Source organism: Pseudoxanthomonas fibrivorans, assembly GCF_041464125.1.
Lineage (GTDB): Bacteria > Pseudomonadota > Gammaproteobacteria > Xanthomonadales > Xanthomonadaceae > Pseudoxanthomonas.
Map to the genome: position 1 here is coordinate 2576367 of NZ_JBGNUG010000001.1, position 13487 is coordinate 2589853.

The 13487-nt window shown below is 72.2% G+C and carries 9 protein-coding genes; 8 read left to right on the forward strand and 1 reads right to left on the reverse strand.

Annotated elements, in window-relative coordinates; translation table 11 throughout:
• Positions 1 to 3 precede the first annotated feature (3 nt).
• The gene (locus ACA089_RS11915) at positions 4 to 1068 is read right to left on the reverse strand and encodes a DNA topoisomerase IB (RefSeq protein ID WP_372017036.1); all 1065 of its coding nucleotides are present in this window, start codon (positions 1066 to 1068) and stop codon (positions 4 to 6) included.
• 138 nt (positions 1069 to 1206) lie between these two features.
• Here ACA089_RS11915 and ACA089_RS11920 point away from each other — a divergent pair, with 138 nt between their 5' ends.
• From ACA089_RS11920 to ACA089_RS11955, 8 genes are all read left to right on the forward strand, one after another.
• Positions 1207 to 1599, forward strand: coding sequence for an I78 family peptidase inhibitor (locus ACA089_RS11920; RefSeq protein WP_372017037.1), 393 nt, complete (start codon positions 1207 to 1209; stop codon positions 1597 to 1599).
• 253 nt (positions 1600 to 1852) lie between these two features.
• Positions 1853 to 6313 (forward strand): glutamate synthase large subunit, encoded by a 4461-nt coding sequence (gltB, locus tag ACA089_RS11925; protein WP_372017039.1) that lies wholly within the window; start codon positions 1853 to 1855, stop codon positions 6311 to 6313.
• Positions 6314 to 6478: 165 nt separating this feature from the next.
• Positions 6479 to 7930, forward strand: coding sequence for an FAD-dependent oxidoreductase (locus ACA089_RS11930; protein ID WP_372017041.1), 1452 nt, complete (start codon positions 6479 to 6481; stop codon positions 7928 to 7930).
• Positions 7931 to 8145: 215 nt separating this feature from the next.
• Positions 8146 to 9333, forward strand: coding sequence for a benzoate/H(+) symporter BenE family transporter (locus ACA089_RS11935; RefSeq protein WP_372017043.1), 1188 nt, complete (start codon positions 8146 to 8148; stop codon positions 9331 to 9333).
• A gap of 402 nt (positions 9334 to 9735) precedes the next feature.
• Positions 9736 to 10323, forward strand: a complete 588-nt coding sequence (locus ACA089_RS11940; protein WP_372017045.1) for a TM7S3/TM198-like domain-containing protein — start codon at positions 9736 to 9738, stop codon at positions 10321 to 10323.
• A gap of 109 nt (positions 10324 to 10432) precedes the next feature.
• The gene (locus ACA089_RS11945; RefSeq protein WP_372017046.1) at positions 10433 to 11773 is read left to right on the forward strand and encodes a substrate-binding domain-containing protein; all 1341 of its coding nucleotides are present in this window, start codon (positions 10433 to 10435) and stop codon (positions 11771 to 11773) included.
• A gap of 50 nt (positions 11774 to 11823) precedes the next feature.
• Positions 11824 to 12705 (forward strand): methylglyoxal synthase, encoded by an 882-nt coding sequence (locus ACA089_RS11950; protein ID WP_372017048.1) that lies wholly within the window; start codon positions 11824 to 11826, stop codon positions 12703 to 12705.
• Positions 12706 to 12715: 10 nt separating this feature from the next.
• Positions 12716 to 13486, forward strand: coding sequence for an NRDE family protein (locus tag ACA089_RS11955; protein WP_372017050.1), 771 nt, complete (start codon positions 12716 to 12718; stop codon positions 13484 to 13486).
• Position 13487 lies beyond the last annotated feature (1 nt).

Sequence of the window (13487 nt, forward strand, 5' to 3'; positions counted from 1 at the left end):
GCCTCAGCGCGCCGGCCGGGGCCGCGATGCCCGGCGCTCGCGGCGCAGGAAGGCCAGCGTCGCCTGCTCCCACTGGCGCTGGCCGCGGCAGCGGGCCGCCACGCCGGCCAGCGCTCCCCGGCGCCAGCCGGCGAACACCACCGGGTCGATATAGGCGCTGCGGCAGACGGCGGGCGTGTTGCCCAGGGCATCGGCGACCTCGCGCACCACCGCGGTCTGCAGGCGCACGCATTCGCGCTCGACCTCCGGCGCCTGGCCCAGCGCCGCCAGCCCGCGCAACGCCGCCAGCGTCCCGCCCCAGGTGCGGAAGTCCTTGGCGGTGAACGCTTCGCCCATCGCCTGGCGCAGGTAGTCGTTGACCTCGTTGGAGCGCACCGGCACCAGTGCGCCGTCGTCGTCCCGATACTGGAACAGGCACTGGCCGGGCAGTTCGCGGCAGCGCCGCACCAGCCGCACCAGCCGGCTGTCGTCGATCACCACCTCCTGCGCCTGCCCGCTCTTGCCGCGGAAGCAGATCCGGGCCCGCCCGCCGGCCAGGAATTCGACATGGCGGTTGCGCAGCGTGGTCAGGCCGTAGGAGCGGTTCTGCCGGCGGTAGGCATCGTCGCCGACCCGCATCAGGGTTTCGTCCATCACCGCCACCACGATCGCCAGCACCTTCTCGCGCGGATGGCCGGGACGGGCGAGGTCGCGTCGCAGGGTGCGGCGCAGCCCCGGCAGGGCCTGGCCGAACGCGACGATCCGCGCGAACTTGTCCTCGCCGCGGCGGCTGGCCCAGTCCGGGTGGTAGCGGTACTGCTTGCGACCGCGCGCGTCGCGCCCGGTCGCCTGCAGGTGGCCCTGCGGATCGGCGCAGATCCAGACGTCGCGCCACGCCGGAGGGATGGCCAATGCACGGATCCTCGCGAGCGTGGCGGCGTCGCGCACCGGGCCACCGGCGGAGGACCGGTAGGCGAAGCCGCGCCCCTGCTTCCGGCGCCGCAGGCCCGGCTCGCTGTCGGACACATAGACCAGCCCGGCGCGCCGGGCGGCGCGGGCATTGCCTGTCGTCGCGGGAACCTCTGCCATTCGCTGCCGCCGCCGCCTCGGTGGCAGGCAGTGTCGGCAGCGCCGCGCATCGACCGCGTCAATCCGGTGGTGCATCGGTTAACGGATCGCGAATGGCCGCTGCGGCAAGCTCGGGTTCCGCCTGCTCCGGAACCGTCCATGCGCACCGATCCGATCCGCCTGCCCGCCGCCATCGTCCTGCTGCTCACGCTTGCCGCCTGTTCCGCCGGCGGCTCGCCGGAGGACGACGGCGCCGAACAGGAGCAGGCGATCACCGCGGCCCAGCAGGCGGCCGAGTCCGCCGCCGCGCCGCCGGCGGAGGGCACCGCCGAGGCCGCGCCCCCGGCGCCCACCTGCGATGCGAGCCAGGTGCAGGGACTGGTCGGCCAGAAGGCCGACGACGCGGTTGCCGAGCAGGCGCGCGGCGACGCCGGGGCCAGGCACGTCCGCCTGTTGAAGCCCGGGCAGATGGTGACGATGGAGTTCAATGGCGAGCGCCTGAATCTCGAGGTCGACGCGGCCGGCACGATCACCTCGGTGCGCTGCGGCTGACCCCGCGGGGCGGCGCGCCACCGTCTCCCCTGAAACCGTCGACGCAGGATCGAGCGGCGCCTGAGCGCGGCTCCGGCCCGCTCATGCGCGGGCGTTATTTCGGTCGGTTGCGGCACCGCAACAACTGTGGTTTAGTCGGAAATCCGGCGGCTTTTCAGGGTTGCGTCAGTTTCTGGGGAAACTGTGCGCGGTGCCGCCTTCGCTCCGCATCCGGCGCACAGCACGCCGCGTGCACGGTTCTATCGAGATGCAGATGGCCCCTCGCAACCGCCACGGGCTTTACGACCCGAACTCCGAACGCGACGCCTGTGGTTTCGGCATGATCGCGCAGCTCGACGACCAGCCGTCCCGCGCCCTCGTCGACACCGCCATCGCCGCGCTCTCGCGCATGACCCACCGCGGGGGCGTCGCCGCCGACGGCCTGACCGGCGACGGATGCGGACTGCTGATCCGCAAACCGGCCGCGTTCCTGCGCGCGCTGGCCCACGAGGCGAACATCGCCCTGGGCGAGAACGCGCGCTTCGCCGCCGGCCTGGTGTTCCTGCCGCGCGACGAAGCCGCGGCGGCGCACTGCCGCGACGTGCTCGAGGGCGAGCTGCACCGGGTCGGCGTGGCGGTCAAGGGCTGGCGCGCGGTGCCGACCGACGAGAGCGTCTGCGGCCAGCTGGCGCGCGACACCCTGCCGGCGATCCAGCAGCTGTACGTGGAAGCCGGCAACGGCCAGGACGACGACGCGTTCGCGCTGGCCCTGTTCCTGGCGCGCCGCCGCAGCGAGCAGCGCCTGCGCGACACGGCCGACTATTACGTGGTGACCCTGTCGCCGCATTCGATCGGCTACAAGGGCATGGTCCTGCCGGACAAGCTGGCCCGGTTCTATACCGACCTGCAGCGCGCGGACCTGGCCTCCAGCGCGATCGTGTTCCACCAGCGCTTCTCGACCAACACCCTGCCGCGCTGGCCGCTGGCCCACCCGTTCCGGATGCTGGCCCACAACGGCGAGATCAACACCATCGAGGGCAACCGCCGCTGGGCCCAGGCCCGCGGCAAGGTATGGAAGACGCCGAAGTTCGACGTCGCCGAGCTCGAGCCGATCGTGTCGATGCACGGCTCGGACTCGCAGAGCCTGGACAACATGCTCGAGCTGCTGGTGTCCGGCGGCATGGAGCTGATCCAGGCGCTGCGCATCCTGGTCCCGCCGGCGACCCAGTCGCTGGAGTTCAAGGACCCGGACCTGGCCGCCTTCTACGAGTTCTATGGCCTGAACACCGAGCCGTGGGACGGCCCGGCGGGCATCGTCTCGCTGGATGCGCGCTACGCCGCGTGCACCCTGGACCGCAACGGCCTGCGCCCGTCACGCTGGCTGCTGACCTCCGACCGCCACTTCATCGTCGCCAGCGAAGCCGGCGTGTGGGAAGTGCCGACCGAGCGGATCGTGCGCAAGGGCAAGCTCGGCCCGGGCGAGATGATCGCCATCGACCTGCGCCGCGGCGACCTGCTCGACAGCGAGGCGGTGGACCGGATCAACCGCGGCCGCGCCCCGTACAAGCAGTGGCTGCAGCAGGGCGTGACCTACCTGCAGACCGAGCTGATCGACCCGTCGCTGGCCGAGGAGCCGTTCGACGAGAAGACCCTGCGCAGCTACCACAAGTTGTTCCAGCTCAGCACCGAGGAAGTGGAGCTGGTGCTGCGGCCGATGGCCGAGACCGAGCAGGAAGCCACCGGCTCGATGGGCGACGACACGCCGATGGCGGTGCTGAGCCAGCGCAACCGGCCGCTGTACGACTACTTCCGCCAGGCGTTCGCGCAGGTCACCAACCCGCCGATCGACCCGCTGCGCGAAGACTGCGTGATGTCGCTGGCCACCCAGCTCGGCCGGGAGACCAACATCTTCCACGCCGGCCCGGAGACGGTGAACCACATCATCCTCAACTCGCCGGTGCTGTCGCAGCGCAAGCTGCGCCAGCTGATGGTGATGCCGCAGTACGCCGAGAAGAACCGGCTGATCGACCTGTCCTACGGCGTCGAGGAGGGCCTGAAGGCCGGCATCGAACGGATCTGCCGCGAGGCCGAGCAGGCCGTGCGCGACGGCATGGTCATGCTGCTGCTGTCCGACCGCTACCCGACCGCGGACCGGCCGATGGTCCACGCCCTGCTGGCCACCGGCGCGGTCCACCACCACCTGTGCAAGGCCGGGCTGCGCTGCGACGCCAACCTGATCATCGAGACCGGCACCGCGCGCGACGCGCACCACATGGCCTGCCTGCTCGGCAACGGTGCCACCGCGGTCTACCCGTACCTGTCCTACCAGACCCTGTTCGACATGGGCCGCCGCGGCATCCTGCAGCTGAAGAAGGGCGGCGAGACCGCCCAGGTCGGGCGCAGCTACCGCAAGGGCATCTACAAGGGCCTGTCGAAGATCATCTCGAAGATGGGCATCGCGACCATCGCCAGCTATCGCGGCGCGCAGCTGTTCGAGATCGTCGGCCTGGAGGACGAAGTCGTCGAGCTGTGCTTCGGCGGCACGCCCTCGCGGGTCGGCGGCGCCGGCTTCGAGCGCCTGGACCGCGACGCCCGCGAGCTGCAGGCCGCGGCCTGGAACGAGCTGAAGAAGCCGGACGTCGGCGGCCTGATCAAGTACGTGCACGGCGGCGAGTACCACATGTACAACCCGGACGTGGTCATGACCCTGCAGCGCGCCACGCGCACGGGCGAGACCAGCGACTGGAAGGCCTATACCGACGCGGTGCATGCGCGTCCGCCGTCGGCGCTGCGCGACCTGCTGCAGCTGGAGCAGGCCGCCACGCCGGTGCCGCTGGACGAAGTCGCACCGGCCTCGGACCTGCTGCGCCGCTTCGACACCGCGGCGATCTCGCTCGGCGCGCTGTCGCCCGAAGCGCACGAGGCGCTGGCCATCGCCATGAACCGGCTCGGCGGGCGCAGCAACTCCGGCGAGGGCGGCGAGGACCCGGTCCGCTACGGCACCGAGAAGCGCTCCAAGATCAAGCAGGTCGCCTCCGGCCGCTTCGGCGTCACACCGGAGTACCTGGTCAACGCCGAGGTGCTGCAGATCAAGGTCGCCCAGGGCGCCAAGCCCGGCGAGGGCGGCCAGCTGCCGGGGCACAAGGTCAACGAGCTGATCGCGCGGCTGCGTTACGCGCGCCCGGGCATCGGCCTGATCAGCCCGCCGCCGCACCACGACATCTATTCGATCGAGGACCTGGCCCAGCTGATCTACGACCTCAAGCAGGTCAATCCGCAGGCGCTGGTGTCGGTGAAGCTGGTCTCGCACGCGGGCGTGGGCACGATCGCCGCCGGCGTGGTCAAGGCCGGCGCCGACCTCATCACCGTGTCCGGCCATGACGGCGGCACCGGCGCGTCGCCGATCAGCTCGATCCGTTATGCGGGCGGCCCGTGGGAGCTGGGCCTGGCCGAGTCGCACCAGGCCCTGGTGGCCAACGACCTGCGCGACCGCACCATCCTGCAGACCGACGGCGGCCTGAAGACCGGCCTGGACGTGGTCAAGGCCGCGCTGCTGGGCGCCGACAGTTTCGGCTTCGGCACCGCGCCGATGATCGTGCTCGGCTGCAAGTACCTGCGCATCTGCCACCTCAACAACTGCGCCACCGGCGTGGCCACCCAGGACGAGCGCCTGCGCGAGCAGCACTTCACCGGCCTGCCCGAGCGCGTCGAGAACTTCTTCCGCTTGTTGTCGGAGGAAGTGCGGCAATGGCTGTCGCTGCTCGGCGCCCGTTCGCTGGACGAGATCGTCGGCCGCACCGACCTGCTTCGCCAGATCGACGCCGCGCCGCGCGAAGGCGTGCGCGTGGACCTGTCGCGCCTGCTGCATCCGGCCCCGCGCGACGAGGACCGCTGCGCCGCCGCGCGCCTGTACGAATCGCCCGACAGCCTGGCCACCCAGCTCGACATCCAGCTGGCCGACGCGATCGCGGACAAGACCGGCGGCGAGCACCGCTACCTGATCCACAACACCGACCGCAGCATCGGCGCGCGCCTGTCCGGCGCGATCGCCAAGGCGCACGGCAACCACGGCATGGACGCCTCGCCGATCACCCTGCACTTCCGCGGCACCTCCGGGCAGAGCTTCGGCGCGTTCAACGCCGGCGGCCTGCACCTGGAGCTGGAAGGCGAGGCCAACGACTACGTCGGCAAGGGCATGGCCGGCGGCCGGCTGGTGGTGCGCCCGCCGCGCGCGGCGCGCTACGAGGCGCGCAGCACGCCGATCCTCGGCAACACCTGCCTGTACGGCGCCACCGGCGGCGAGCTGTTCGCGGCCGGTCGCGCCGGCGAGCGCTTCGCGGTGCGCAACTCCGGCGCGCTGGCGGTGATCGAGGGCGCCGGCGACCACTGCTGCGAGTACATGACTGGCGGCGTGGTGCTGGTGCTGGGCCGGGTCGGCCTGAACTTCGGCGCCGGCTTCACCGGCGGCCTGGCCTACGTCCTCGACCAGGACCGCGACTTCGTCGACCGCTACAACCACGAGCTGATCGACATCCACCGGATCAGCCCGGAAGGCTTCGAGAACTACCGCCAGCACCTGCACCGCCTGGTCAGCCGCCACCGCGAACTGACCGGCAGCATCTGGGCGCAGCAGGTCCTCGACGAGTTCCGCGACTACGTCGGCAAGTTCTGGCTGGTGAAGCCGAAGGCCGCCAGCATCGAATCGCTGGCCGACACGCTGCGCAGGGCCGCCTGATGACGCCTTCGTCCGCCATGTCGTTCCGGCGAATTACGTCGCTCCCGCGCAGGCGGGAGCCCAGTGACCTCAGCGCGCGGGCGCGAAAACCCGCGTCCGCCTGAAGAACCGACCCCATCAAGCCACTGGGTCCCGGCGCCGGCCGGGACGACGAGCGAGACACCCATGAGCCGCAAGCAAGTTTTCCAGTTCCTCGACCTGCCGCGCGAGATGCCCCGGCGCATCCCGCTGGAACTGCGCACCGCCGGCGACTGGGGCGAGCTGTACGGCAAGTTCGGCCACGCCGAGGCCTCGCACCAGTCCGGGCGCTGCCTGGATTGCGGCAACCCGTACTGCAGCTGGAAGTGCCCGGTGCACAACGCCATCCCGCAATGGCTGCAGCTGGTCCAGGAGAACCGCATCCTCGAGGCGGCCGAGCTGTGCCACTCGACCAACCCGCTGCCGGAGGTGTGCGGTCGCGTCTGCCCGCAGGACCGCCTGTGCGAGGGCAGCTGCACGCTCAACGACGGCTTCGGCGCGGTCACCATCGGCGCGGTCGAGAAGTACATCGTCGATACCGCCTTCGCCCAGGGCTGGCGCCCGGACCTGTCCGAGGTCGCAGCCACCGGCAAGCGCGTGGCGGTGGTCGGCGCCGGCCCGGCCGGCATCGGCTGCGCCGACCGCCTGGCGCGCGCCGGCGTCCAGGCCGTGGTCTACGACCGCTACGAACAGATCGGCGGCCTGCTCCAGTTCGGCATTCCCACCTTCAAGCTCGACAAGTCCGTGATCGCCAAGCGCCGCGAGGTGCTGGAAGGCATGGGCATCGAGTTCCGCCTCGGCGTGGAAGTCGGCAAGGACGTGAGCATCGAGCAGCTGCTGGAGGAATACGACGCGGTATTCCTGGGCACCGGCGCGTACCGCTACACCGACGGCGGCCTGCCGGGGCAGGACGGCGAGGGCGTGCTGCCGGCGCTGCCGTTCCTGGTGCAGAACGGCCGCATCGTGGCGGGCAACGACCCGTGGGGCCGGCCGATCGCCGGCTGGGAGGACAAGATCCAGCTGCCCGACCTGGCCGGCAAGCGCGTGGTCGTGCTCGGCGGCGGCGATACCGGCATGGACTGCGTGAGAAGCGCGATCCGCCTGGGCGCCGGCAAGGTGACCTGCGCCTACCGCCGCGACGAAGCCTCGATGCCAGGCTCGGCGCGCGAGGTCGGCAATGCGCGCGAGGAAGGCGTGCGCTTCCTCTTCAACCGCCAGCCGCTCGCGGTGGAGACCGACGCCGACAACCGCGTCACCGGCGTGCGCGTGGTCGAGACGATGCTCGGCGAGCCGGATGCGCGCGGCCGCCGCAACGCGGTCGCGATCGAGGGCAGCGAATCGGTGATCGAGGCCGACGTGGTGGTGATCGCCTTCGGCTTCTCGCCGGAAGTGCCCGAGTGGATGTCGACGCTGGGCATCGAGGGCACGCCGAACGGCCGCATCGTGGCCGGTGGCAGCGATCGCCTGCCGTACCAGACCACCCATCCGCGCGTGTTCGCGGGCGGCGATGCGGTGCGCGGCGCCGACCTGGTGGTCACCGCGGTGGCCGAGGGCCGCGACGCGGCGCAGAGCATCGTCGAGCTGGTGCTGGCGCACTGAGGCAGCCCGCGTGGCGCCGGGCTTGCCCGGCCATGCGCCGTGGATGATCCGGGTGCGGGCCGCCACGCACGTGCGCGAGGGTTGGTGGAACGTCCGATGACGGCGGCGGCCTGGCCGCGACCGCGCGCCATCCACCGATCCGTGCGGCATTGGCGTGGTGCGCGGAATACAACGGACGCGGTGCACGCTCGGCGCGGTCGCATGCGTGCGCGACAATGCCGGCCATGACTCCGACGCCGAACGCCCCGCCGGGACCCGACCCGTCGCTCTCCACGATCGCCGCAGGCTTCGTCACCGTGCTGGTCGGCTTCGCCAGTTCGGCCGCGATCGTGTTCCAGGCCGCGCAGGCGCTGGGCGCCACGCCGGCGCAGACCAGTTCGTGGATGTGGGCGCTGGGCATCGGCATGGGCGCGACCTGCATCGGCCTGTCGCTGCGCTGGAGGATGCCGGTGGTCACCGCCTGGTCCACGCCCGGCGCGGCGATGCTGGTGGCCAGCGCCGCCGGCGTGCCGATGGCCGAGGCGGTCGCCGGCTTCCTGCTGTCGGCGCTGCTGATCACCATCGCCGGTTTCTCGGGCGTGTTCGAGCGCATGCTCGGGCGGATCCCGCTGTCGCTGGCGTCGGCCATGCTCGCCGGCGTGCTGCTGCGCTTCGGCATCGACGCCTTCGCCGCGATCGGCACCGAGCCGGCGCTGGTGCTGGCGATGCTCGGCACCTGGCTGCTCGCACGCCGGCTGTGGCCGCGTTATGCGGTGATCCTGACCCTGCTCGCGGGTATCGCGGTGGCCGCGGCCGGCGGGTTGCTCCACGCCGGGCACCTGCGCCTGGAACTGGCGCGACCGGTCTGGACCACGCCGCACTTCAGCCTGGCCAGCGTGCTCGGCGTGGCCCTGCCGCTGTTCGTGGTGACCATGGCCTCGCAGAACGTGCCGGGGGTCGCGGTGATCCGCGCCTCCGGCTATGCGGTACCGGTGTCGCCGGCGATCGGCTGGACCGGCGTGGCCAACCTGCTGCTGGCGCCGTTCGGCGGTTTCGCACTGAACCTGGCGGCGATCACCGCGGCGATCTGCATGGGCCCGGAAGCGCACCCCGACCCGGCGCGACGCTGGCAGGCGGCGGTGTGGGCCGGCGTGTTCTACCTGGCGATCGGCCTGTTCGGCGCGACCGTCGCCGGCCTGTTCGCCGCGTTTCCGCACGCGCTGGTGGTGGCGATCGCCGGCATCGCCCTGCTCGGCACGCTCGGCGGCAGCCTGGCCGCCGCGCTGTCGGAGGAAGGCCAGCGCGAGGCGGCGATGGTCACGTTCCTGGTTACCGCCTCGGGGATCGCCATGCTGGGCATCGGTGCCGCGTTCTGGGGACTGGTCGCCGGAGTGATCGTGCGCCAGGTGCTGCGCCGGCGCTGAGCGCCGCCGGCACGCGGTCGGATCCGGCCAGGAAATGCCGGGCCCGCCGCCTTGGCGGACACGGGGTGCCGCACCGACCGCGACGACGGGTGCACACGTTCGCCCGGGACCGAAGGCGTGCAGGTTTCGCGGGCCGATCGCTTTCGGCGGCACGCAGGTCGGCGTGTTTATGCCGCCGCCGCGGAGTAACCGGCGCCGGGCCGCGGCACCGCGGTTGGCCGGGGCGCGCAGCGCCGACGCCCTCGTCGCCCTGTCCACGACGGCCACGCGCCGAGTCGCGCACGCCACGCCGGCGCGTCGTGGCGGCGTTGGCCACGCCGCCTGTCGGAAGGCGCACCGGTGCGGCGGATGGCCCGGCATTTGCTGCTAGCATCGGCCGCAGATCCGGCCGGGAGCGTTGCGATGGACTACGCGTTCTTCTGGGGTGTCGTCGCCATCGCCTGCGGCACGGTGATGATCGTGTACGGCGCATCGATGTTCCGGGTGGTGCTGGCGTTCGCAGGTTTCTACATCGGCTTCGGCGTGGTCTCGGCCGTACTCGGCTCGATGACCACCGGCCCGGGTCCGCTGGCGCAGAGCCTGGTCGCGATCGTGCTCGGCGCCGCACTGGGCGGGCTGCTCTACTCGTTCGTGGCGATCACGGTGTACGCAGCCGGCGCGATCCTCGGCCTGGTGGTCGCGTTGTTCTTCACTTCGCTGGTCGGCATCGGCGGAAGCTGGCTGCTGAGCGTGCTGGCGCTGGCCGGCGCCGGCCTGGGCGCTTTCGGCGGACGCTACCTGGGCAGCTGGCTGATGATCCTCTCCTCGGCGTTCGCCGGCGCGTACTTCAGCGTATCCGGCCTGTCGCTGCTGTTCGGCATGCAGGCGCCCAACGGGATGATGCCGATCAATTCCCGCACGCTGGTGGTGTTCGCGCTGCTGGCCACGATCAGCTTCCTGGCCCAGGCACGCACGCGCAACCTGCGCCGCAGCGGCGTCTTCGTCCGCTGAAACCGGCCGGCGCGCCGCGCCCGGCACCGGTGTTCCCATGGCAGCGCGGGGTCATCGCGCTGTCATCGACCCTCGCCACACTTCCCCGGCTTCGTGACAGGGGAATGGCATGGCTTCACCGATCGTCCGCATCGCGTCCGCGCTGCTCGTCCTGGCGTCATGCGTGCAGCCCGCACGCGCGCAGGACGACGTGGAGCGCCTGCGCATCCACGGCTCCAACTCGATCGGCGCGCGCCTGATGCCGGCGCTGGTGGAGGACTGGCTGGCATCGATGGAGTACCGGCAGGTGCGGCGCGTGCCGCGCTCGCCCGCACAGTTGGAGATCCACGCCGTGCGCGACGGCCTGCCGCTGGTGGTGGAAATCGGCAAGCCGGGCTCCGCCCCGGGGTTCGCCGCGCTGGTACGGGGCGATGCGGAGCTGGCGATGCTGGCCCGGCAGCCGGATGCGCGCGAACGCGATGCGGCCTGGCAGCTCGGCGACCTGGCCTCGCCCGACCAGGAATACGTGCTCGCGCTCAACGGCGCGGCGGTGGTCGTGCATCGCGACAACCCGCTGCGGCGGATCGACGTCGCGCAGCTGCGCGCGCTGCTGTCGGGCGAGGCGCGGGAGTGGACGCAGCTCGGTGGCCACGGTGGCACGGTGCGGCTGCAGCTCGGCCCGGCGCAGGGTGGCCTGGAGGATTTCATCCACGAACGGATCACCGACGGGCGGGGGCCGCGCATCCCGGCGTTGCAGCGGCATCGGGACCTGCGGGCGGCCGCGGCCGCGGTGGCGCGCGACCGTTCGGCGCTGGCGCTGGTGGAGCTGACCACGCCGCTGCCGGCCGGGGTGCGCGCCGTCGCGGTGGCCGATGGCGGCGTGGCCGTCGCCCCGGATGCGGCCGGCGTGCGCAGCCGCGACTACCCGCTGGTGCGGCCGTTCACGCTCTACGGCGGGCAGATGATGTCCGCGCTCGGCCGCAGCTTCGCGATGTACACGATCACCCCGCGCGCGCAGGCCGTGGTGCGCCGGCAGGGACTGGTGGCGCTCGACGTCGCCGCACCGGCGCCGGCGGCCGGCGACGCCGAGCGGCTGCCGGAGGAGTACCGCCATGCGGTGGACGGGGCGGTGCGGCTGCCGCTGGCGCTGCGTTTCAACCTGAAGTCGCTCACCACCATCTACGACGGCTACTCGGCGCAGCAGCTCGAACGCGTGGTGGCCTGGATGAAGCGGCCGGAAAACCGCGGCCGCAGCCTGAGCGTTGTCGGCTTCGCCAGCGAGGACCGCGGCAACCGCCTGTTCGCCACGATGACCAGCAACAACCGCGCCGACATCGTCGTGGCCTACCTGGTCGAGCACGGCATTTCCGTGCAGCGCAGCCGCGGCCTCGGTTCCTTGCGGCCGCTGGCCGCCGGCGACGGCGAGGAGGCGCGGCGACGCAACGAACGCGTGGAGCTGTGGCTGCTGTAACCACCGTGGCCGGCTAGACTGGCGCTCCCGCCTGCTTCCACGGAGCGCCGATGCGCCTGGGCCTTGCCGCCAACCGCCTGCACCACGCCACCGAGGACGCCGCGCTGTTCCGCTGGCTGCGGGCCTGCGAATCCGGCATCCGCGACCTGGGCCTGGAACTGCACGCGGTCGGCCGCACCCACGACGCGATCGCCGCGGCCGGCATGCTCGCCGGCCACGCCGGGCTGAAGCGCTACCCCTACGGCCGCGAGGGCGGGCTGATGAAGCTCGTCGCCGAGGTGGTGGGCATGGAAGGCGACGCGCGCACGCTGGATGGGGCGATCTACCTGATCGACCCGGTCGATCCGTCCTCGATCTTCCCCGAGGCGATCGCGCTCAAGCGCCAGTGCGTGATCCACGGCAAGCCCTTCATCTCCACCGTGGCCAGCGCCCGCGACTGGATCGAGAACGAGCGCATCCACGCCGGCCTCGCCCCCGACCCGCGCGCCGACCGGCTGCACGCGTTCGAATCGCAGACCCTGGCGATGATCGCCCACGATGCGATGAAGCCGCAGATGCTGGCCTTCGCCTCCGAACACTACGACGTGCTGTCGCGCTTCCAGCGGCGCGTGGCCACCGGCACCACCGGCCAGCGCCTGAACGAGATGGCCTGGAGCCGCGGCTGGCCGCAGGACACGCCGTGGGTGCACCGCTTCCTGAGCGGACCGATGGGTGGCGACGCGCAGATCGCCGACCTGGTGCTGGAGCACCGCTGCCAGCGCGCGGTGTTCTTCGAGGACCCGCACGTGGCGCGCCAGCACGAAGCCGACATCCAGCTGCTGGAACGCGCGGTGACGACGGTGACCGACGAGGCCGTGTGCATCACCTCCCCGGCGGTGGCCGCGCGCTGGGTCGCCGCCGCGCGCCGGCGCGCGCAGTTGCGCGCGGGCTGACGCCGCCGCGATGTGCGTGGTCGCCTTCGCCTGGGACGCGCATCCGCGCTGGCGGCTGGTGCTGGCCGGCAACCGCGACGAGTTCCATGCGCGCCCGACCGCGCCGCTGGCGCCCTGGGACGACGGCCCCGGCATCGTCGCCGGCCGCGACCTGGAGGCCGGCGGCACCTGGCTGGGGGTCGACGGGCGCGGCCGCTGCGCGCTGGTGACCAACGTGCGCGACTTCAGCCGGCCGCAGGACGGGCTCTCGCGCGGATTGCTCGCCAGCGACTACCTGCGCGGCGACGAAGGCGCGGCCACGCGGGCGCATGCGCTGCTCGCCGCCGCCCCGGACTATCGTCCGTTCAACCTGCTGCTGTTCGACCCGCAGGACTGCGCCTGGGTCGGCAACGCGCCGGGCGTGCGCATGGCGCTTCCCGGCGCGGGCGTCCACGTGCTCTCCAATGCCCAGCTCGACACGCCGTGGCCCAAGGCCGAGGCATTGGGCGTGGCGCTGGGTCGCTGGATCGACGCCGGTGGCGACGATCTGTTCGAGCCGCTGTTCGACGCCCTCGCCGACGACCGTGCCTGGCCGGACGAGCGGCTGCCCGATACCGGCATCGGCCTGGAGCGCGAGCGCTGGCTCTCGTCGGCCTTCATCCGCGGCCAGGCGTACGGCACGCGCGCCAGCACGGTGGTCGCGCTCGGCCACGACGGCACCGGGGTGGTGGTGGAGCGCCGCTGGGGGGCGATGGGGACCGCCATCGGCCAGACCCGGATCGAGCTGCCCGTGGCCCGCTGAG

What these genes read in the sequence shown, in the direction of transcription:
- ACA089_RS11915 (WP_372017036.1), bottom strand. Translation starts at nt 1,068, where the DNA reads ATGGCAGAGGTTCCCGCGACGACAGGCAATGCCCGCGCCGCCCGGCGC.
- ACA089_RS11920 (WP_372017037.1), top strand. Translation starts at nt 1,207, where the DNA reads ATGCGCACCGATCCGATCCGCCTGCCCGCCGCCATCGTCCTGCTGCTC.
- gltB (WP_372017039.1), top strand. Translation starts at nt 1,853, where the DNA reads ATGGCCCCTCGCAACCGCCACGGGCTTTACGACCCGAACTCCGAACGC.
- ACA089_RS11930 (WP_372017041.1), top strand. Translation starts at nt 6,479, where the DNA reads ATGAGCCGCAAGCAAGTTTTCCAGTTCCTCGACCTGCCGCGCGAGATG.
- ACA089_RS11935 (WP_372017043.1), top strand. Translation starts at nt 8,146, where the DNA reads ATGCCGGCCATGACTCCGACGCCGAACGCCCCGCCGGGACCCGACCCG.
- ACA089_RS11940 (WP_372017045.1), top strand. Translation starts at nt 9,736, where the DNA reads ATGGACTACGCGTTCTTCTGGGGTGTCGTCGCCATCGCCTGCGGCACG.
- ACA089_RS11945 (WP_372017046.1), top strand. Translation starts at nt 10,433, where the DNA reads ATGGCTTCACCGATCGTCCGCATCGCGTCCGCGCTGCTCGTCCTGGCG.
- ACA089_RS11950 (WP_372017048.1), top strand. Translation starts at nt 11,824, where the DNA reads ATGCGCCTGGGCCTTGCCGCCAACCGCCTGCACCACGCCACCGAGGAC.
- ACA089_RS11955 (WP_372017050.1), top strand. Translation starts at nt 12,716, where the DNA reads ATGTGCGTGGTCGCCTTCGCCTGGGACGCGCATCCGCGCTGGCGGCTG.